The sequence below is a fragment of the Micromonospora sp. NPDC048169 genome (assembly GCF_040652815.1).
In the GTDB taxonomy this organism is placed as follows: Bacteria; Actinomycetota; Actinomycetes; order Mycobacteriales; family Micromonosporaceae; genus Micromonospora.
The window spans coordinates 213,442-232,425 of the sequence record NZ_JBEZMS010000003.1; the positions used below are offsets into that span (position 1 = coordinate 213,442).

The following is an 18,984-nucleotide window of genomic DNA, read 5'->3' on the forward strand; positions in this document are numbered from 1 at the left end:
CGGGTGCGGTCAGGCGTCGGCGTAGACCGCGAAGCCCCGCTCCGCGCAGCGCCGGTAGAAGGCGGCCAGCACACTCAGCTCGGCGCAGGTGAAGTTCCACTGCGGCGGATCGCCGTTCTCGTCCCGTAGCCGGTCCAGCCGGCTGTCCAGCCAGCGGAGCTGCTGCTCGGCCAGCCGGCCGTCGCCGAGCAGCGCGCGCAGCACCTCGCTCACCGACTCGAACGTGACCGGCTCGCCGTACGGCCGGTGCCGGGCGACGAACTTCTCCACGCCCTCGGCGATCCAGGAACAGCCGTCCGGGTCGATCACCGGGTCCTCGTCCTCGACCGCGTTCTCCGTGGCGTAGAGCACATTCTCCAGGCCGAGGATCAGGTCGACCAACTCGGTGTACGCGGTCGCGCGTACCGTGCCGGTCTTGGCGATCAGCTCGGCGAGCGCCGCGGTCGGCGCGGAGATCCGGGGCATGTCCACGATCTCGCCGAAGTCCACGAACTCAGCCGGCGCGACCGGGTCGTAGAAGCGGCCGGTCCGCGGCCAGTGCACCGCGACGTTGTCCAGCCCCATCTGGCGTCACCTCTCACGAAGCGTTTTCGGACCATCTCCGACGATCGTCCCGGTTCCGGGCGCAAAAGATCAAGACCGCAACGGCGGCGCCGCAAAAGCTACGGCACGCCGGGCCCGGCCGCGACCCCCGGGCGGGTGTGTCCGCCGACCCCGGCCGGAAGACCGTCCCGGCTCACGGTGGCCGGTGGCGCGGTAACGGCCCGTTGGCGTGTGGGGGGAGTCGTGGGCGACGCGGTTCGTCCGGCTACGGCATTCTCAGCCGCCCCGGAGAGGGTGCCGAGTGGCGGTTTGGTCGGCTCCGCACAGTAAGATTGAGGGCGAGACGAAAGACCCGAGACGGAGCGACGGACAGGGGCCCGCATGAGCCCTCGATCATAGTCCCGCATCGGGTCCGAGCCGATCGCGATCCGCGGGCAACCGCGGCGCCCGGCGCACGTGATCCGAGCCTGGCGACCCCAGGGGCGGACCATGCGCGCCGACGTCGTGTCCTGTCCGCCGAACCCGCGCCTCCGCGCCCACGCGCGGCCGGTGCGAGAAAGTGGCCGAGCGTGGCAGCGGAGGACAACAAGAAGTACGGTGCCGAGTCCATCACCGTGCTCGAGGGCCTGGAAGCGGTCCGGAAGCGGCCCGGTATGTACATCGGGTCCACCGGCGAGCGCGGTCTGCACCACCTGGTGTGGGAGGTCGTCGACAACGCGGTGGACGAGGCGCTGGCCGGGCACTGCGACACCATCGACGTGGTGCTGCTGGCCGACGGTGGTGTCCGGGTCACCGACAACGGCCGTGGCTTCCCGGTCGACCTGCACCCCAAGCTGAAGAAGCCGGGGGTCGAGGTCGCCCTGACCGTGCTGCACGCGGGCGGCAAGTTCGACGGCAAGGCGTACGCCGTCTCCGGCGGCCTGCACGGCGTCGGCGTCTCCGTGGTCAACGCGCTGTCCACCAAGATGGCCGTGGAGATCCACAAGGACGGCTTCGTCTGGCGGCAGGAATACCACCACTCCAAGCCGACGCCGTTGGAGAAGGGCGAGGAGACCGACCGCACCGGTTCGGCCGTCTCCTTCTGGCCCGACCCGGACGTCTTCGAGACGGTCGACTTCGACTTCCACACCATCTACCGTCGCCTCCAGGAGATGGCCTTCCTCACCCGGGGTCTCACCATCCACCTGCTCGACGAGCGGGTGCCGGAGGACGAGGACGGCAAGACCCGCGAGGTCACCTTCCACTACGAGGGCGGCATCGCCGACTTCGTCCGGCACCTCAACGCCTCCAAGAGCCCGATCCACAAGACGGTGGTCGAGTTCGGCGCCGAGGAGACGGGCATGTCGGTCGAGATCGCCATGCAGTGGAACGAGTCGTACGGCGAGTCGGTCTACACCTTCGCCAACAACATCAACACCCACGAGGGCGGCACCCACGAGGAAGGCTTCCGGGCCGCGCTGACCAGCGTCGTCAACCGCTACGGCGCCGAGAAGAAGCTGCTCAAGGGCGACGAGCGCCTTTCGGGTGAGGACATCCGCGAGGGCCTGGCCGCGATCATCTCGGTCAAGCTCACCGACCCGCAGTTCGAGGGCCAGACCAAGACCAAGCTGGGCAACACCCCGGTCAAGGGCTTCGTGCAGCGGGTCTGCAACGAGTCGCTCGTCGACTGGTTCGACCGCAACCCGGCCGAAGCGAAGATCATCATCCAGAAGGCGTCCCAGGCGGCGCGCGCCCGGATCGCCGCCCAGCAGGCGCGCAAGCTCGCCCGGCGCAAGTCGCTGCTGGAGTCCGGCTCGATGCCCGGCAAGCTGGCCGACTGCCAGTCCACCGACCCGCGTGAGTCGGAGGTCTTCATCGTCGAGGGCGACTCGGCCGGCGGCTCGGCCAAGCAGGGCCGCGACCCGCGCGTCCAGGCGATCCTGCCGATCCGCGGCAAGATCCTCAACGTCGAGAAGGCCCGCATCGACCGGGTGCTGAAGAACAACGAGGTGCAGGCGCTGATCACCGCGCTCGGCACCGGCATCCACGACGACTTCGACATCGAGAAGCTGCGCTACCACAAGATCGTGCTGATGGCCGACGCCGACGTGGACGGCCAGCACATCCAGACGCTGCTGCTCACCCTGCTGTTCCGCTTCATGCGGCCGCTGGTCGAGCTGGGCCACGTCTACCTGGCCGCCCCGCCGCTCTACAAGATCAAGTGGAACAAGAAGGGCGACGACGCCCAGTACGCGTACTCGGACCGCGAGCGCGACGGGCTGATCGCCCTGCGCCAGCAGAAGAAGCCAAACGCCCGCCCGGACGACATCCAGCGGTTCAAGGGTCTCGGCGAGATGAACTACCCCGAGCTGTGGGAGACCACGATGAACCCGGGGACGCGTACGTTGCGGCGGGTCACGCTCGACGACGCCGCCACGGCGGACGAGCTGTTCAGCGTCCTGATGGGCGAGGACGTCGAGGCTCGCCGGTCGTTCATCCAGCGCAACGCCAAGGACGTGCGGTTCCTGGACATCTGACGGACGCGCCCGGGGCCGGCCGATCATCCACCGGCCGGCCCGGAAGTCCACAGAGTTATCCACAGTCTGAACGCTTTCCACAGCCGTTATCCACAGCGAGACCACGACTGAAGAGTCTGATAAGGGTTAACAGTGACCGATACTCCCGAGTCCACCCCGAACGAGCCGGAGACCCCGGAGGCACTGGCCGCGGTTGTCCAGCACGACCGGATCGAGCCGGTCGGCCTCGAGGTCGAGATGCAGCGCTCGTACCTCGACTACGCGATGAGCGTCATCGTCGGGCGGGCCCTGCCGGACGTCCGGGACGGGCTCAAGCCGGTCCACCGCAAGATCCTCTACGCCATGTTCGACTCCGGCTACCGGCCGGACCGCGGGTACGTGAAGTGCTCCCGCGTCGTCGGCGACGTGATGGGCCAGTTCCACCCGCACGGTGACTCGGCCATCTACGACGCGCTGGTCCGGATGGCGCAGCCGTGGTCGCTGCGCTACCCGCTCGTCGACGGCAACGGCAACTTCGGCTCGCCGGGCAATGATCCGGCTGCCGCCATGAGATATACGGAGTGCAAGCTCGACCCGCTGGCGATGGAGATGCTGCGGGACATCGACGAGGACACCGTCGACCTGCAGGACAACTACGACGGCCGGGCCAAGGAGCCCACCATCCTGCCGTCGCGGATCCCGAACCTGCTGATCAACGGTTCCGAGGGCATCGCGGTCGGCATGGCCACCAAGATCCCGCCGCACAACCTGCGCGAGATCGGCGCGGCCGTGCAGTGGTGCCTGGAGCACCCGGAGGCCGACGAGGCCACCACGCTGGAAGCCCTGCTGGAGATCGTCAAGGGCCCGGACTTCCCGACCCACGGCCTGATCGTCGGCCAGGCGGCCATCCAGGACGCGTACCGGACCGGGCGTGGCTCGATCCGGATGCGCGCCGTGGTCGAGGTGGAGGAGGACAAGCGGGGTCGGCCGGCGCTCGTGGTCAGCGAGCTGCCCTACCAGGTCAACCCGGACAACCTCGCCGAGCGCATCGCCGAGCTGATCAAGGAGGGCAAGCTCGCCGGCATCGCCGACATCCGCGACGAGTCCTCCGGGCGTACCGGTATGCGGATCGTGCTCGTGCTCAAGCGCGACGCGGTCGCCAAGGTGGTGCTGAACAACCTCTACAAGCACACCCAGCTCCAGGAGACGTTCGGCGCCAACATGCTGGCGCTGGTCGACGGCGTGCCGCGCACGCTCAACCTGGCCCAGTTCATCCGCTACTACGTCGAGCACCAGATCGAGGTGATCCGGCGGCGGACCGCGTTCCGGCTGCGCAAGGCCGAGGAGCGGGCGCACATCCTGCGCGGTCTGTCCAAGGCGCTGGACGCCCTGGACGAGGTGATCGCCCTGATCCGTCGCTCGCCCACTGTGGAGGACGCCCGGCAGGGCCTGATCCGGCTGCTGGACATCGACGAGGTCCAGGCGACCGCGATCCTGGACATGCAGCTGCGCCGGCTCGCCGCCCTGGAGCGGCAGCGGATCCTGGACGACCTGGCGAAGCTCGAACTGGAGATCGCCGACCTCAAGGACATCCTGGCCAAGCCGGAGCGGCAGCGGCAGATCGTCTCGGAGGAGCTGGGCGAGATCGTCGCGAAGTGGGGCGACGAGCGGCGCACGAAGATCGTGCCGTTCGACGGCGAGGTCTCGATGGAGGACCTCATCGCCCGCGAGGACGTGGTGGTGACGATCACGCGCACCGGGTACGCGAAGCGGACGAAGGTCGATCTCTACCGGTCACAGCGCCGCGGCGGGAAGGGCGTCAGCGGGGCGACGCTCCGCCAGGACGACATCGTCAGCCACTTCTTCGTATGCTCTACCCACGACTGGATCCTGTTCTTCACGAACAAGGGTCGGGTCTACCGGGCGAAGGCTTACGAGCTTCCCGAGGCCAGTAGGGTGGCCAAGGGCCAGCACGTGGCCAACCTGCTCGCGTTCCAGCCCGACGAGCAGATCGCGCAGATCATTGAAATCCCGAACTACCAGGTGGCGCCCTACCTGGTACTGGCCACGAAGAACGGCCTGGTGAAGAAGACGCGGCTCGAGGAGTTCGACTCCAACCGTTCCGGCGGCATCATCGCGATCAACCTGCGCGATGAGGACGAGCTGGTCGGTGCGGTGCTGGCCGCACCGGAGGACGACCTGTTGCTGGTGTCGAAGAACGCCCAGGCGATCCGCTTCAACGCCACCGACGACGCGCTGCGTCCGATGGGCCGGGCCACCTCCGGCGTGATCGGCATGCGCTTCAGCGGCGAGGACGAGTTGCTCGCCGTCGAGGTGGTGCGAGAGGGTCTTGACGTTCTGGTCGCGACGAACGGGGGTTACGCGAAACGTACCCCGATCGAGGAATACCCGGTCCAGGGCCGGGGAGGTAAGGGCGTGCTGACCGCGAAGATCACCGAGCGACGCGGTGGCCTGGTCGGCGCGGTCGTGATCGATCCGGAGGACGAGCTGTTCGCCATCACGAGCAACGGCGGCGTCATTCGGACTCCGGTGAAGCCTGTACGCCGTACGCGTGACCGGAACACAATGGGGGTCAAGCTGATGGACCTCCCGGACGGCGTGACTATCGTGGCGATTGCTCGCAATGCCGACGAGCCTGACGAACAGGACTAGTTGATGACGGAGACACAGGCGAAGTCGGGGAACAAGGGGACCTCGGCCAATCCGGTCGAGGAGGAGGCCGCGCAGGGCGGCACACCAGCGACCGGCCGCGCGGCCGTGGGCCGGGCCACGGTTCCCGCCGACGCGCCTGCCCCGAAGTTCACCCGGGCTCCCGGCATGACCCCGCCTCCGGACAAGCCGGGCGAGGACTCCGGTTCCCGGGACTCGACCGAGACCAAGGTCGACGCGCCGACGTCGGCCGACGGTCTGGCCGCTCCGGCCGCCAATTCCGCGAACGCCACGAACACCCAGGCGATCAAGATGCCGTCGGCGTCCGGCCGGGCCTCCACGGGCACGACCGGCACGCAGCCCCGGATCGGCGCCGGCCTGGGCACCGCCCCGAAGACGTCACCGGACGGCTCGCGTCCGGCCGGCGCCGGGAACGCCCAGAACCGGCCCGCAAACGGCGGCGGCCTGCCGCCGGGCATCAGCGGCGCGGCAGCCGTCGGCGCCGCGCGCGTGGGTGAGGCGGTACGCGCCGCGCGTACCTCGGTCGGCTCGGCCGCGTCGCGCGGACCGCGACGGGCCCGGCTGAACCTGAAGCGGATCGACCCGTGGTCGGTGATGAAGTTCGCCTTCGCGGTGTCCGTGGTTCTCTTCATCGTGGTCGTCGTGGCGACGTCGGTGCTCTACCTGGCGCTGGACGCGATGGGTGTGTTCAAGAGCGTCAACGACAGCCTGACCGACCTGGTGAACGCCGGGGGCGGCCAGGGTGGCGGCGGCTTCCGGATCACCGCCAAGGGCGTGATCCTGACGTCGGCGCTGATCGGCCTGGTGAACGTCGTGCTGTTCACCGCGCTGGCCACGCTCAGCGCGTTCGTCTACAACGTCTGCGCCGACCTGGTCGGCGGCATCGAGCTGACGCTCGCCGAGCGGGACTGATCGGCCGACGCCGGGGCACCGCGTAAAGCGGTCGCCCCGGCGTCGTGCGTCCGGGTAGGTTCGAGATGGCGCGGGTGCTTCCGCCGCGGACCCCGATTTGGGCGCGGTGGAGGCGATGGGTTAACCTAGCTCGTCGCTACGCGGGGCTATAGCTCAGTCGGTTAGAGCGCAGAGCTGATAACTCTGAGGTCGCTGGTTCGATTCCAGCTAGCCCCACCGCACATCGTCCGACGGCAGTCGAGCGCGAGGGGTCAAGCAACATGTTCAAGAAGCTCCTGATCCTGGCCGGCATCGTCGGTGTGGCCGCCGTCGTGGCCAAGAAGGTCAAGGCCTCGAACGACGAGCGCGCCCTGTGGCACGAGGCGACCACGGCACCCGACCTGCGCTGAGCACCGTCACGGGGCCCTAGCTCAACTGGCAGAGCACTGCCTTTGCAAGGCAGGGGTTAGGGGTTCGAGTCCCCTGGGCTCCACCAGCACTTTCCCCGGTTGGTGGCTGTCGAGCATGACCATGGCTAGGCGGGAGCCGTCGGCATCGCGCGAGCGGGCCGACCGCCTGACGCTGATTGACCGCTGGCGCCACTTCGTGCCGGACCGCCCAGTCCTCTTGAACGCCGGCGAGACGATCTGGATCGAAGACGGCCGCCTCCTGGTGCATCGGATCGATGGGCGGCTGGATACGTACCCCGGCTTGATGAACCGCTGCGATTGCCGAGATCGGCGAGACGATTGACAGCAGCCGGGGCACGGACAGAGACACGACAGTCCGCTGGGCTCCACCACATCACGTCGTCTGATCACCAGCGGCTGTTGATGCGGCCGTGTCGAGTGCCGCCTGGGCAGTCGGCTTCCATCGATCAGCGAAAGCCTCGGCGAACCGTTCATGATCTGATCGGCGTCGCACCCGGCCGACCTTCCGGCTGCGGTGTTGGAGCACGTGATGCCCGAGCTCGTGCAGCAGTACGTCGAACCGCATGAAGTCCCGCAACGATGCGGCTTTCGATAGCGGTTGCTCGTAGAGGACGATCTCGCCTGGCACTCGGGTCCTGCCGTAGACGACGAATCCGGGCCGGAAGTCCTCGGTCTGCCGCAGCTCGACAGCGCGCAACCCGTACCACGCCCAGGACCCGAGGGTCTCCAGCACGTCGCGAACGTCTTGTCCGCTCGCCGGGTGCGCGAACCCGGGCCGCGGTGCGTGAACGTGGATCCGCACCCGGTCGAGCCGGGGCGCCCGCCGGAGTGCCTGGCGGGAGCGGGAATCTGTTCGGAGGCTTCGGCTCACAGCGGCCATGCTCGACGGGCGGCACTACCTACGACAACGGGTTTCTCCGCACGTACTGCCGGTGAGGACGGAATCGGAGCCGGTGCCCTACCGATCGGTACAGAACATGATCCTGATCATGGACCGATCGGTACAGAACCCTGGTACGGTCGTTGCAGAACCGAGCGGTACAAAAACTCGCTCCAGTGATCGGCCCGGGGACACGGGCCGGCATCAACAGATGAGGAAGACCGATCATGAGCTCCACCGCGACGGATGCAGGCATGTCCACCCAGGAACTGCGGGACTTCTACCTGCGGTACGTCGAGCTGGCCAACAAGCGGGAGTTCGCCCGCATGGCGGACTTCGCCCACGAGGAGGTCATCATGAACGGCACCTCGGTCAAGATGGCCGACATGGTGGCCGAGTTCTACAAGCACGTGGAAGCGGTGCCGGACCTCCACTGGGAGATCCAGGACGTCGTCGTCGAGGGTGATCGAATCGCCGCTCGGCTCGTCGACACGGGCACCCCGGTCAAGGAGTGGAACGGTCTGACGGCCACCGGCAAATCGGTGTCGTTCACCGAGACCGCCTTCTACCGGGTCCAGGACGGCAAGTTCAAGTTCATGTCGTACCTGATGGACACCGACTCGGTGCGGCGTCAACTCGCCGGCTGACGCTTCGCGGCTCCAGCAGGCGGGGAATCCTGAAACGCGGTGCGCCCAGCCGATGAAGCATCGAGCTGGGCGCACCCGGGCAACTATGCGACGAAGCGGGAACGACGTCGGCGTCCGATGACGTAGCTGGCGCCACCGAGGAGCAGAAGCGCCCCGCCGACGCCGGCCACGGTCGCGATGTCGGTGCCGGTCACGGGTAGCCCGCCGCCCTCACCACCACCGGGCGCGCCGAGGCTGGCGGAGGGAGTGACGGGCGGTACGACGGTCGACGTGGCGCTGGGCGTCGCGGTCGGTGTGGGCGTGGGCCGAGACGGCGTCGGAGTCGGAGTCGGCGTCGGCTGGGACGCGCAGTCGAGCGCACGAGCCTCGTACAGGCCGTTGTTCAGGTACGCGAGGTATACCTCGACCGACGGGTTGTCGAGTACCTTCTGCGCGGCGGCTCGCACGTTGGGGCCGGCGCCCGTCATCGTCTGGCCGATCCTGACGCGCAGAGCCGTCGCCCAGCGATCCCGCACGTTCTTGAGGTATGCGCGAAGGTCGTCCGAGGTGCCCTTCAGCCGCTCCTCGATCTCGCCCGGCAGAACGGGCAACGATTCGGCCTGCGCCTCGGCCAGCAGCCGGTACGCCAGCAGACGAAGCTCGGAAACGGTGGCAGTGTCCAGGTCGATGGTGACAAGCTCGCGGAAATCCTTGTACACCTTGCGTTCGACCGTCTGGCAGGACTCGTTCAGCCCGGGCGCTGCGGTCTGCGCCGCCGCCGGCGCCGCCGGAATCAAAAAGGCCAGCGCCACCAGGGCACCGGCCGGAATCTTCCATCGCATGTGGACTTTCTCCCCGTGTAGATCAAAACATGGAGATGTTACCGGCGTCGGTCCGGAAAGCAAGGGCATTGATGTGGTCGATCGTGTGCGAATTCGCTAAGGGCACAGTCGATCAACTGCCTCTTTTATCGCCGCTATCCGGTTCGCCAGTGGGCCCGCCAGCACGTCGACGAGGTCGAATCCCGCCTCCCGGTACGTCAGTTCATGGACGCGTTCGAAGACGAGCGACTCCTCGAAGGTGATCCGACGCGCGGCGGTCGCCTCGACGAAACCCTGATTCCGTATGAAGAAGACGGTCCGCTCCGTCGTCATACCCTCGATCTCGTCGAGCAGGGCGGGTGGCGGCGTCAACCCCAGGTGACGGCACAACGCGAGCGTGCAAACGGGTGAGCGATCGTGGAACACCACGTCGCCGCCAAACAGCTCGGCTCGGCGGCAGCGCTCCCGCTGGAGATCCAGCACCTGCTCGGCGAAGTCCGGCTCACGCCACGGCTCCGGCCGCCCGAGTGCCTGGCGCAGCGCGATCACGTCGGTCGCGGCCTCCTCCACGACGTGGTACCCGTCGACCTCCAGGTGGCGCAGGATCGCTGTCTTACCGGAGCCGGGAGCGCCGGTGAGGATGTATCCGGGCATGACGTCCTCCGATTGCGGTAAACCTCTTGATAGGCAAGCCGCTGCTTGCCTATCGTGGGTGCCGTGGGCGACCTGTACCAGGCGCTGGCCGATCCCACCCGCCGCCTGATCCTCGACGAGCTGACCGAGCGCGACGGTCAGACCCTGTTCGAGATCTGCGGCCGGCTGGCCACCAAGCACCAGGTCACCTCGTCCCGGCAGGCGATCTCCCAGCACCTCGACGTCCTGGAGGCCGCCGGCCTGCTCGTCACGCGGCGGCAGGGCCGCTACAAGTTCCACCACCTCGACACCCGGCCGCTGCGATCGATCACCGAGCGATGGCTCAGGTCCGCCGCACCCACCCAGGAGAACCCATGAGAATCAACCTCACCAGCGTGTACGTCGACGACCAGGCGAAGGCCCTGCGCTTCTACACCGAGGTGCTCGGTTTCGTGAAGAAGACGGACGTGCCGACCGGGGAGTACCGCTGGCTGACTGTGGTGTCGCCGGACGCCCCGGACGGCGTGGAGTTGCTGCTGGAACCCGACGCGCACCCGGCCGCCAAGGCGTTCAAGGAGGCGCTCGCCGGCGACGGAATCCCGCTGACGCAGTTCGCCGTCGACGACGTGGCCGCCGAGCACGACCGGCTGCGCGGCCTCGGCGTGCTGTTCACCCAGGAGCCGGTCGACATGGGCCCGGTGACCACCGCCGTGTTCGACGACACCTGCGGCAACCTGATCCAGATCGCACAGTACCGGTAGCGGGCCGACGGTGGCCGGTTCGTGGCGGAGCCCGGAGTTGGCGGCCGCGGTGACCCGCCTGGAGGGCGAGATCCGGGACGCCTGGGCACGGCTGCGCGATGAGCTGGACGTCGCCGCGGGCTCACCGGAGGAACGCGAGCTGGCCTGGCTCGTCGTGGACGACCCCGGGGCGTACGACTGGCGGACCGTTGACGGTGCGGTGGACCGGCTGACCTGTCCCGACTGCGGGGCGCGACTGGCCGCCGGACCGGTGACGTGTGCGACGTGCGAGTTCCGCGACCGGATGCGGTTCGGCGCCCGGGAGCGGGACCGCCCGCAGGTGCCGCCCGGCAACGAGCACGCGCTGCGGGTGGCAACGGCGGTGACCCGAAACCGGCATCGCTACTCGCCACGGGCCCGGGCCGGCTACGAGCTGGTGCTGCCGGACCTGCTGGCCGGCGCCCTGCCCACGACTCCCCAGGCCCAGGCGGCGAAGGCGCTGATCAACAAGCTGACCGCCGACGAGTGTGACCGGGTCGCGAGCCTCGCCGAGGTGGAGGAACTGGCGAGAGGACGTTGACTCGGCGGGAACCGCTGGACACGGTCGGTCACCCTGACGGCATGACGGTGTGGCGGCGCCCGTACTCGCTGGACCTGACCACCTCCGGCGCGATGTGCGCGGTGGTGGGGACGGCCGCTTTCCTGGTGTTCTTCGTGGTCACGGGCGTTCGCGGCGTCTATCCGGTCCCGATGGCGGCGTTCGCTGCGGCTTGGACCGCCGCCGGTCTGGTCGTCTGGGCCCGCCGCGCGATGCTCGGCGTCTGGGTGAGCCCCGTCGGCGTACGCTCGCGCTCGCTGTTCCACACGACCACAGTGCCGTGGGCGTCGGTCGTGGAGATCCACAGCGGTACGGGTTCGATAGTGGGCCTGGACATGGGCCGCGACGCGATCGTCATCGAGCGGATCGACGGCGCGCCGGTGCAGACGCCGATCCAGTCCGGCGCCATCATCCGGCCGTTCCGCCTGGAGCTGACCCGGCTGGTCACCTGGCCGGAGCACTACGACGAGATCCTCGCGACCCTGCGGGAGTGCCACCGCAACGCCCGGCCCCCGGAGCGGCGCGGGCCGGCGGGCCCGGCGCCGGACCAGGTCCGCGCCGACCGTCCGGGCTGGACCCGCCCGCCCGCGCCGAGCGCCGGGCGGCGGCGCGACATCCACGCGCTGACCCGGCAGTACGAGCGTGGGGCGCTGACCGACGCCGAGTACGCGGCCCAGTTGGCGCGGCTGCGGGGCGACGGGTAGGCGTCAGCCGAGCCGGTCGAGAAGTTCGCGGCTACGGCTGATCACCAGAGCGGTCGCCTCGGCGTCGTACGAGGGCAGGGAACTGTCGGTGAACAGGTGCCGGTCGCCGGGGTAGACGTACAGCTCGCCGCGCTCGGGACCGACGATCGACACCAGCTCACGGGCGGCGTCCACGTCGCCTTCCAGCCCGAAGAACGGATCCTGCTCCATGCCGTGCACCTGTACCGCCACCCCGTCGGGCCACGGACCGATCGCCCACTCGCCGGTCACCGGCAGGCAGGCCTCGTAGAGCAGCGCGGCCCGGGCCCCGGCCCGGGTCTGGGCGAGCCGCTGGGCGGTCGCGGCGCCGAAGGACACGCCCGCGTAGACGAGGCCGGCGGGCAGGTCGGCGACGAACGCGTCCGCGCGCTGGTCGAGGACGTCGCCGCCGATCCGCTTGGTCAGCGCGGCGCCGTCCTCGATGGTGGCCGGCTGTTCGCCGTCGAACAGTTCGGGGGTGTGGACGGTGTGCCCACCGGAGCGCAGCGAGTCAGCGAGCGCGCGTACCCCGTCCGTGAGCCCTTGAATGTGGTGGAAGAGCACGATCTCGGCCATCACTACACTCCTGGATTGTCGAACCAGAGTTGTCGAACGAACCAGAATATTAGAACGGTCGAGAAATGTCGGTCAATCAGCGGATCCCGGACTACGACCTCGACGACCTGCTCGTGGTCACCGCACCGGAGCAGTTGCGCGCGCTCGCCGACCCGCTGCGGAGCACGCTGCTGGAGCTGCTCCTGGAGCGTGCCGCCACGGTCAACGAGCTGGCCGTCGCCGTCGGCCGGCCCAAGAGCAGCGTGGCCTACCACGTGAACCAACTGGTGGACGCCGGTCTGCTGCGCGTGGTGCGGACCCGCCGGGTACGCGCCATCGAGGAGCGGTTCTACGGGCGTGTCGCCCGCACCTACTACGTCGGCGCGCTCAGCCGGCCCGAGGACAAACGGGTGGCCGCCGGAATCAACGGGCTCGCCGAGGCGGCCGCCGAGTCCGCCGCCGCGCACGCCGCCGACGAGCTGCGCTGCACGCTCGTGCACGCCCGTATCCCGATCGAGGACGTCCGGGAGTTCTGGGCGGAGGTCCAGGCGCTGGCCCGGCGGTTCACCCAGATCCCCCGGGCCGGCGACCAGGTGTACGGCTTCGCCGCCGGCCTCTACCCGACCGACGCGCCCACGCTGCCGGACACGGACACGGACCCGGACACGGACCGCGGCCGGACCGACTGAGCCCGAGCCGTTGAGCTGTCACCGAGCCGGGCTGAGGCCGCCGACGGGGTCTTGCCGGGGCGGCGAACCCGGCAGGCTAGCGTCGGAAGCGTGAGCACCGGATCCCCGCGCGTCCTGCCGGCCGAGAGCGGCATCGACGAGGCAGCCGCCGTCCTGCGCGCCGGCGGGCTGGTCGCCTTCCCCACCGAGACGGTCTACGGGCTCGGCGCCAACGCGCTCGACGCCCGGGCCGCCGCGCGGATCTTCGAGGCGAAGGCCCGGCCCAGCTTCGACCCGCTGATCAGCCACCTCGCCGACGCCGCCGACCTGGCCGCGCTGGTGGGCGAGGTGCCGGCGGCGGTGGCCGAGCTGGCGAAGCGCTTCTGGCCCGGTCCGCTCACCCTGATCGTGGACCGGCCGGAGACCATCCCACCGATCGTCACCTCCGGCCTGGACACCATGGCGGTACGGGTGCCGGACGAGCCGTCGGCGCGGGCGCTGATCGCGGCGGCCGGTGTGCCGGTGGCCGCGCCGAGCGCCAACCGGTTCGGCCAGCTCAGCCCCACCCGCGCCGAGCACGTGGTGGCCGGGCTGGGCGGCGCGGTGGACGTGGTGCTCGACGGCGGTCCCACCCGGTGCGGCATCGAGTCGACGATCGTGGACGCCCGGGGCGAGCGGCCGGTGGTGCTGCGGCTGGGGGCGCTGCCGATCGAGGCGCTCGTCGAGGCGGTCGGCCCGGTCGAGGTGCGCCAGGGCAGCTCCGGTCAGCCGGTCGCGCCCGGGACGCTCGCCGCGCACTACGCCCCGCGTACCCCGTTGCGGTTGGGCACGGCCGCCGAGCCCGGCGGCGGCCGGCGGGGGTTCCTGGCCTTCCGGGAGCCACCGGCGGACGGTGACTGGGCGGCGGTGGAGGTGCTGTCGCCCGACGGCGACGTGACCGCGGCGGCGGCGCGCCTGTTCGACGCGCTACACCGGCTGGACGCGGCCGGGGTGACCGAGATCGTCGCCGAGGCGGTGCCGGAGACCGGCGTGGGTCGGGCGGTGAACGACAGGCTGCGCCGGGCCGCCGCCACCTGGCACTAAGAACCGGGCTGCGGCAGGCGGTCCATCAACTTGGTCAGCGTGCCGTTGGCGAACGTCGCGCCGAGCGCCGAGCCGGTGGCGATGGTCCAGCCCACCGGGCCGAGCGGGGTGCAGCCGAAGAACTGGCTGACGCCCGGCGTCTGCACCACCGCCACCAGCACGCCCACCGACGCGGCGGTGGCGGCGAGCACGCTGGGGCTGGTGCCGCCGGCCAGCACCGTCTGCCCGAGCTGGGTGCCGATCAGGGAGGCGAGCGCGACGGTGCTGGCGCGACGCTGGGTACCGGTCCACCTGGCGATCGTCCAGCCGGCCGTCGCGCCCAGCGTGGTCGACGCGGCGCGTAGCCCGATCTCCCGGGTCATGGTGACGCCGAGCGAGGAGTCCGGCCCCTCCCGCAGCAGGTGGTCGGCGCTGTCGTCGGCGGGTGGGCGGACCGCGATGGCGAGCGCGGGTGCCAGGTCGGTGAGCAGGTTGACCAGCAGCAACTGCCGGCCGCCCAGGGCGGACCGGCCGGTCGCGGCGGCGCTGAGCACGCTGAACGCGATCTCGCCGAGGTTGCCGCCGACCAGGATGCTCAGCGCGTGCCGGACGGACGACCACATGGCCCGGCCCTCGACCAGCGTGGCGATGATCGTCTCCAGCCGGTCGTCGGTGACCACCAGGTCGGCGGCGGCGCGGGCGGCGGGAGTGCCGCGCTGGCCGAGCGCGATGCCGACGTCGGCGAGGCGGATCGCCGGGGCGTCGTTGGCGCCGTCACCGGTCATCGCGACAGTGCGGTCCTGGCGCTGCAACGCCTGGATGATGCGTACCTTGTGCGCGGGCGTGCAGCGCGCCACCACGTCGGTGGCCATCAGGCGCTCGGCGAGCGCGGCGTCGTCCAGCCGGTCCAGGTCGGTGGCGGTGACGACGCGCTGGCTGCCGTCGTCCGGGCTGATGGTGGCGGCGATCGCCTCGGCCGTGGCCGGGTGGTCGCCGGTGATCATGACGGTGTGCACGCCCGCGGCGCGGATCCGGGCCACCGCCGGCCGGGCGCTGTCCCGCACCCCGTCGGCCAGGGTCAGGAAACCCACGAAGACCAGCCCGTCGACCTGCTCGTCGCTGACCTGCTCGGTGGCGACCGGGCACTCGGCCACGGCGAGGATGCGGTGCCCGGCGCCGGCCCGCCCGGCCAGCATCGCCTGCACCTCCTCGCGCCCGGCCGCGTCAAGCGGGCGGTCGCCCTCGGCGGTGCGCCGGGACGCGCAGCGCGGCAGCACCGACTCGGGTGCGCCCTTCACGCTCAGCAGCAGCCCGTCGGCGGCCCGGCCGACGGTGGCGCTGTAGCCCCGGGACGGCTCGAACGGCAGCCCGGCCGTGGCGGCCCAGTCCGCCGCACCGGTCCGCTCGGTGACCCCGGCGGCGTCCGCGCCGTGGCGTACCGCCCGGTCGGTCTGCTGCGGCAACTCGTCCGGGTCGTCCGCGGCCGGGGTGGCCCGCACCGCGGCGGCCAGCGTCGACCGGAGCGGGTCGTCCAGTTCGTCGAGCACGGCGTACCGGCCGTCGCCAGTGCCCACCCCGGCCAGCAGCAGCTTCCCCTCGGTGAGCGTGCCGGTCTTGTCGAAGCAGAGCACGTCGACCCGGCCCAGCGCCTCGATGGTCCGGGGGTTGCGGACCAGGGCGCCGTGCTCGGCCAGCCGCCGCGCCGCCGCCAGCTGCGCGGCGCTGACCAGGAACGGCAACCCCTCCGGCACCGACGCCACGGCCAGGTTCGCGGCGGTCGCCGCCGTTTCGGCAAGGGGTACGCCCCGAAGCAGCCCCGCCCCGGCGACAGCGATCGCCGAGGCGGCCGCCAGGGGTACGGCGCTGCTTGTCAGCTTGCCCAGCCGCGCCTCCACGCCACTCGCGGGCGCGGCCTGCCGCGCCATGGCGAGACTCCGTCCGGCCTCGGTCTCCGCGCCGGTCGCCACCACCACAGCGGTGCCGTGCCCGGCGGCCACTGTGGTGCCCTCGAACAGCATCGAGTGCCGTTCCGCGACGGCCGCCGCCACCACGGGTTCCGGGCTCTTGCGCACCGGCAGCGACTCGCCGGTCAGTGACGACTCGTCCGCCTCCAGTCCGTCGCTCGTCAGCACCCGGCAGTCCGCCGGTACGGCGTCCCCGGAGCTGACCGTGATCACGTCACCGCGTACCAGTTCCTCGGCGGGCACCACCCGCTCGGCGCCGTCGCGCAGCACCCGGGCGGTGACCGCCGAACGGGACAGCAACTCGGCCAGCGACCGTTCGGTGTTGCGCTGGTGCACCGCGCCGACCAGCGCCGACCCGCCCACCACGCCGCCGACCAGGGCGGCGTCGACCAGCGAGCCGAACGCGGCGGAGAGCACCGCACCGGCGGCCAGCACCGGGGTGAGCGGGTTGGACAGCTCCTCCACGAACGCGCGGAGCAGCCCGGCCGGGCCGCGCTCGTCCCCGACCTCGACCCGGCGGCGACGGACCGCCTCCTCCTCGGCCAGCCCTGACGGGTCGGTGGCGAGCTGGTCCAGGACGGTCTGCGCCGGCATGAGATGCCAGGCGGTGAGCGCGGGCATCGGGGCGCCGGTACGGTCCGGCAGCCGGTGCGCCCGGAGCACGCCGTGCGCGAACGCGAGCGCCGCCGCGCCGTTGACCGCCGCCAGGGTCGGGCGGGGCAGCCGCCGCCGGTCCGCGGTGAACGCGCCGAGTGCGCCGAGCCCACTGCCGGCCATGGCGATCCGGACGTTCTGCGCTGTCATCCGGCGGGCCACCCCGGCGGCGTCGACGAGCAGGGCGGGTATCCGCAGGTCGTCACCGACCAGCAGGTGCGCGCCCCACGGCGGCAGGTCGTCCGGGCCGTACACGCCGAGGCCGCAGTCCGAGGCGGCTAGTGCCGACCGCTCACCGGAGACCACCATCACCACGGCGCCCTCGCGTTGCAGGTCGTGCACCGCGTCGGCGAGCCGGGAACCACCGGGTACGAGCAGGTCCGCGAAGTCGTACCGGCCGTCGTCCGCGCCGCCGACCACGAGCCGCAGGCCCGCCTGCCGGGCGGCCGACGCCAGCGCGTCCACACCCGGCGCGGGCTCCGGCTCGACCCGCAGCACGGCGGCGAGCCGGCCGTTCTCGGCCAGCCCGAGCAGCCGTCCACCGTCGGCGCGCAGCCGGGCGCTGTCCGGGGTGTCACCGGGATCGTCGGCGCCGAGGCGGTCCAGCGGGCCGATCCGCCAGCCCTCGGCGGCGCGTACCGCGTCCGGCTCGGCCGGGTCGAACAACGCGAACGCCCGGGCGGCGACCTGCCCGGTGTCGGCGTCGGCCAGCGGCGCGAGGTCGGCCAGGACACCACGGTCCGAACCGAGCACCGCCGCGTCGAGCACCACCGTGTCGATCCGGTCCAGCTCCCGCAGCACGCTACGGTCCATCGCGATCACGCCGCGCCGGGCGAGCATCCGGCCGAGCTGGGCGCCGTACCCCTCGCGGCCGGAGCCGGGCGCCTTCGGCAGCGAGGACAGCGCCAGCGCGGCGGCCCGCTTCGGCCCCAGCACCGGCAGCGCCGCCGCTCCGGCGACCGCGCCGGCCGGGAGCACGCGCTTGGCGTACCGCTCGGGCTGCCCGTCCGGCACCGGGCAGGGCCGCTCGCCGTCAGGCACCCGGGCCACAGCCCGCTCCGGGTCACCGGTCAGGTGCGGTTCGGCCCGCCGCCACGCGGCCAGTTGCGCGGCGCCCTCGCCCCACTGCACCACGCGCTGCGCGCCGTCGAGCACGATGCCCGCCCAGCCGCCGGTGAGACCCTGCACCACCGCCTCGGCCAGCGGGAACAGCACCTCGGCACGCGGGTCGGCGCGGATCCCCAGGCCGGCCAGCGCGTGCAGCTTCGGGTGCAGGTCGACAGCGCCGAGCAGCCCGGCCACCTCGGCGGGGATGGGAGTGAGCGGCAGGACACGGGTGGCCGCGGAGATGCTCAACCCGAGCACGTCGGACAGCAGCGCGCCGAACGTCCGCGCGGTACGCGGACCGTCCTCGGGCGGCTGCGGCGGTTCGATCTCCGGGTCCGGCTCGTACGGGCAGGTCCGCTCGACGCGTGCCACCGTGGCGATCAGGTCGCGCAGCTTCGGCGCCGGATCCCCGGTGGCCACCACCACCCGGCCCGACGGCGCGTTGACCCGTGCCCAGGTCACACCCGGCATCGACTCCAGCGCCGCCTCGACCTGGCGGGCCAGCCGGTCACCGCCGTCCTGGCAGACGCCGTGCACCTCGATGTGGTGCCGGCCGTCCTGCGACCACACCCGGCGACTGGTCAGCCCGGTGAGGCGGGCCAGCCGGGCCGCCGCCGTACCGACGCTGCCCGCGACCTCGGTGACCTTGGCGGGCACGGCGTCGGTGGGCAGGGCCGACCCGACGGTACGCGCGACGCGCGCGGCCGCTCCCGGTACGGCCGTCGGCGACAGCAGGAGGCCGGCGAACCGTCCCAGCGCCATCTCGCCTCCCGGTCTCGTCCCGGCGGCCCGACTTCCCGGCGCGGCGTCCGTCATGCCACCCCGACGGCAGAAGTTTCCGGTCATGCGCCGCCGCTCCCTCCGTTCCGGGTGTCCCGCCGTGTCCGGCGTCCCGGGGGACGA

Annotated in this window: 18 protein-coding genes and 2 tRNA genes; 14 read left to right on the forward strand and 6 right to left on the reverse strand. The window is 71.3% G+C overall.

All coding sequences use genetic code 11. From position 1 onward, the window contains the following. Positions 1–9 precede the first annotated feature (9 nt). Positions 10–564 (reverse strand): hypothetical protein, encoded by a 555-nt coding sequence (locus tag AB0D28_RS04585; RefSeq protein WP_120572509.1) that lies wholly within the window; start codon positions 562–564, stop codon positions 10–12. A 548-nt stretch (positions 565–1,112) separates the two neighbouring features. Between AB0D28_RS04585 and gyrB the strand changes: the two genes are divergently transcribed. The 7 genes from gyrB (at position 1,113) to AB0D28_RS04620 (ending at position 7,373) form a co-directional block, all read left to right on the forward strand. Next, complete coding sequence (gene gyrB / locus AB0D28_RS04590; RefSeq protein WP_357382170.1) at positions 1,113–3,059, forward strand: DNA topoisomerase (ATP-hydrolyzing) subunit B; 1,947 nt, start codon at positions 1,113–1,115, stop codon at positions 3,057–3,059. A 132-nt stretch (positions 3,060–3,191) separates the two neighbouring features. Next, positions 3,192–5,711 carry a DNA gyrase subunit A gene (gene gyrA / locus AB0D28_RS04595; RefSeq protein ID WP_357382172.1) on the forward strand — a complete coding sequence of 840 codons (2,520 nt, stop codon included), beginning with the start codon at positions 3,192–3,194 and terminating at the stop codon, positions 5,709–5,711. Between the two features lie 3 nt (positions 5,712–5,714). Then, positions 5,715–6,641: a DUF3566 domain-containing protein gene (locus AB0D28_RS04600; RefSeq protein ID WP_357382174.1), complete on the forward strand. Its 927-nt coding sequence runs from the start codon at positions 5,715–5,717 to the stop codon at positions 6,639–6,641. Positions 6,642–6,783: 142 nt separating this feature from the next. Next, positions 6,784–6,857: transfer RNA gene (locus tag AB0D28_RS04605), tRNA-Ile, on the forward strand. 44 nt (positions 6,858–6,901) lie between these two features. After that, positions 6,902–7,030, forward strand: a complete 129-nt coding sequence (locus tag AB0D28_RS04610) for a DLW-39 family protein (RefSeq protein WP_013283222.1) — start codon at positions 6,902–6,904, stop codon at positions 7,028–7,030. Between the two features lie 10 nt (positions 7,031–7,040). Continuing rightward, a tRNA-Ala gene (locus AB0D28_RS04615) sits at positions 7,041–7,116 on the forward strand. A 29-nt stretch (positions 7,117–7,145) separates the two neighbouring features. Further along, entirely contained in the window at positions 7,146–7,373 is a 228-nt protein-coding gene (locus AB0D28_RS04620; protein ID WP_357382177.1) for a hypothetical protein, read from the forward strand. A 51-nt stretch (positions 7,374–7,424) separates the two neighbouring features. Here AB0D28_RS04620 and AB0D28_RS04625 read toward each other — a convergent pair whose 3' ends face one another. Beyond that, positions 7,425–7,784 (reverse strand): hypothetical protein, encoded by a 360-nt coding sequence (locus AB0D28_RS04625; RefSeq protein WP_357382179.1) that lies wholly within the window; start codon positions 7,782–7,784, stop codon positions 7,425–7,427. 401 nt (positions 7,785–8,185) lie between these two features. On the opposite strand from AB0D28_RS04625, the gene AB0D28_RS04630 reads away from it, so the two are divergent. After that, positions 8,186–8,578, forward strand: a complete 393-nt coding sequence (locus AB0D28_RS04630; protein ID WP_357382181.1) for an ester cyclase — start codon at positions 8,186–8,188, stop codon at positions 8,576–8,578. 83 nt (positions 8,579–8,661) lie between these two features. Here AB0D28_RS04630 and AB0D28_RS04635 read toward each other — a convergent pair whose 3' ends face one another. Then, complete coding sequence (locus AB0D28_RS04635; protein WP_357382183.1) at positions 8,662–9,399, reverse strand: ALF repeat-containing protein; 738 nt, start codon at positions 9,397–9,399, stop codon at positions 8,662–8,664. A gap of 96 nt (positions 9,400–9,495) precedes the next feature. Further along, the gene (locus AB0D28_RS04640; protein ID WP_357382185.1) at positions 9,496–10,032 is read right to left on the reverse strand and encodes an ATP-binding protein; all 537 of its coding nucleotides are present in this window, start codon (positions 10,030–10,032) and stop codon (positions 9,496–9,498) included. A gap of 51 nt (positions 10,033–10,083) precedes the next feature. Here AB0D28_RS04640 and AB0D28_RS04645 point away from each other — a divergent pair, with 51 nt between their 5' ends. The 4 genes from AB0D28_RS04645 to AB0D28_RS04660 are packed head-to-tail and all read left to right on the forward strand — an operon-like array spanning position 10,084 to position 12,053. After that, positions 10,084–10,389: a helix-turn-helix domain-containing protein gene (locus AB0D28_RS04645; RefSeq protein WP_357382310.1), complete on the forward strand. Its 306-nt coding sequence runs from the start codon at positions 10,084–10,086 to the stop codon at positions 10,387–10,389. After that, positions 10,386–10,772, forward strand: a complete 387-nt coding sequence (locus AB0D28_RS04650) for a VOC family protein (RefSeq protein WP_120572498.1) — start codon at positions 10,386–10,388, stop codon at positions 10,770–10,772. Before AB0D28_RS04645 ends, AB0D28_RS04650 begins: the two co-directional genes overlap by 4 nt. A gap of 49 nt (positions 10,773–10,821) precedes the next feature. Then, on the forward strand, positions 10,822–11,331 hold the full coding sequence (locus AB0D28_RS04655; protein ID WP_357382187.1) for a hypothetical protein: 510 nt from the start codon (positions 10,822–10,824) through the stop codon (positions 11,329–11,331). 41 nt (positions 11,332–11,372) lie between these two features. Next, positions 11,373–12,053, forward strand: a complete 681-nt coding sequence (locus AB0D28_RS04660) for a hypothetical protein (RefSeq protein ID WP_357382189.1) — start codon at positions 11,373–11,375, stop codon at positions 12,051–12,053. Positions 12,054–12,056: 3 nt separating this feature from the next. Here AB0D28_RS04660 and AB0D28_RS04665 read toward each other — a convergent pair whose 3' ends face one another. Next, on the reverse strand, positions 12,057–12,647 hold the full coding sequence (locus AB0D28_RS04665) for a dienelactone hydrolase family protein (protein ID WP_357382191.1): 591 nt from the start codon (positions 12,645–12,647) through the stop codon (positions 12,057–12,059). Between the two features lie 65 nt (positions 12,648–12,712). On the opposite strand from AB0D28_RS04665, the gene AB0D28_RS04670 reads away from it, so the two are divergent. Together AB0D28_RS04670 and AB0D28_RS04675 are read left to right on the forward strand one after the other, a co-directional pair. Then, the gene (locus tag AB0D28_RS04670; RefSeq protein WP_357382193.1) at positions 12,713–13,315 is read left to right on the forward strand and encodes a helix-turn-helix domain-containing protein; all 603 of its coding nucleotides are present in this window, start codon (positions 12,713–12,715) and stop codon (positions 13,313–13,315) included. 114 nt (positions 13,316–13,429) lie between these two features. After that, entirely contained in the window at positions 13,430–14,377 is a 948-nt protein-coding gene (locus AB0D28_RS04675) for an L-threonylcarbamoyladenylate synthase (protein WP_357382312.1), read from the forward strand. Here the strand turns inward: AB0D28_RS04675 and AB0D28_RS04680 are convergent. Continuing rightward, on the reverse strand, positions 14,374–18,843 hold the full coding sequence (locus AB0D28_RS04680; protein ID WP_357382195.1) for an HAD-IC family P-type ATPase: 4,470 nt from the start codon (positions 18,841–18,843) through the stop codon (positions 14,374–14,376). The genes AB0D28_RS04675 and AB0D28_RS04680 overlap by 4 nt on opposite strands. Positions 18,844–18,984 lie beyond the last annotated feature (141 nt).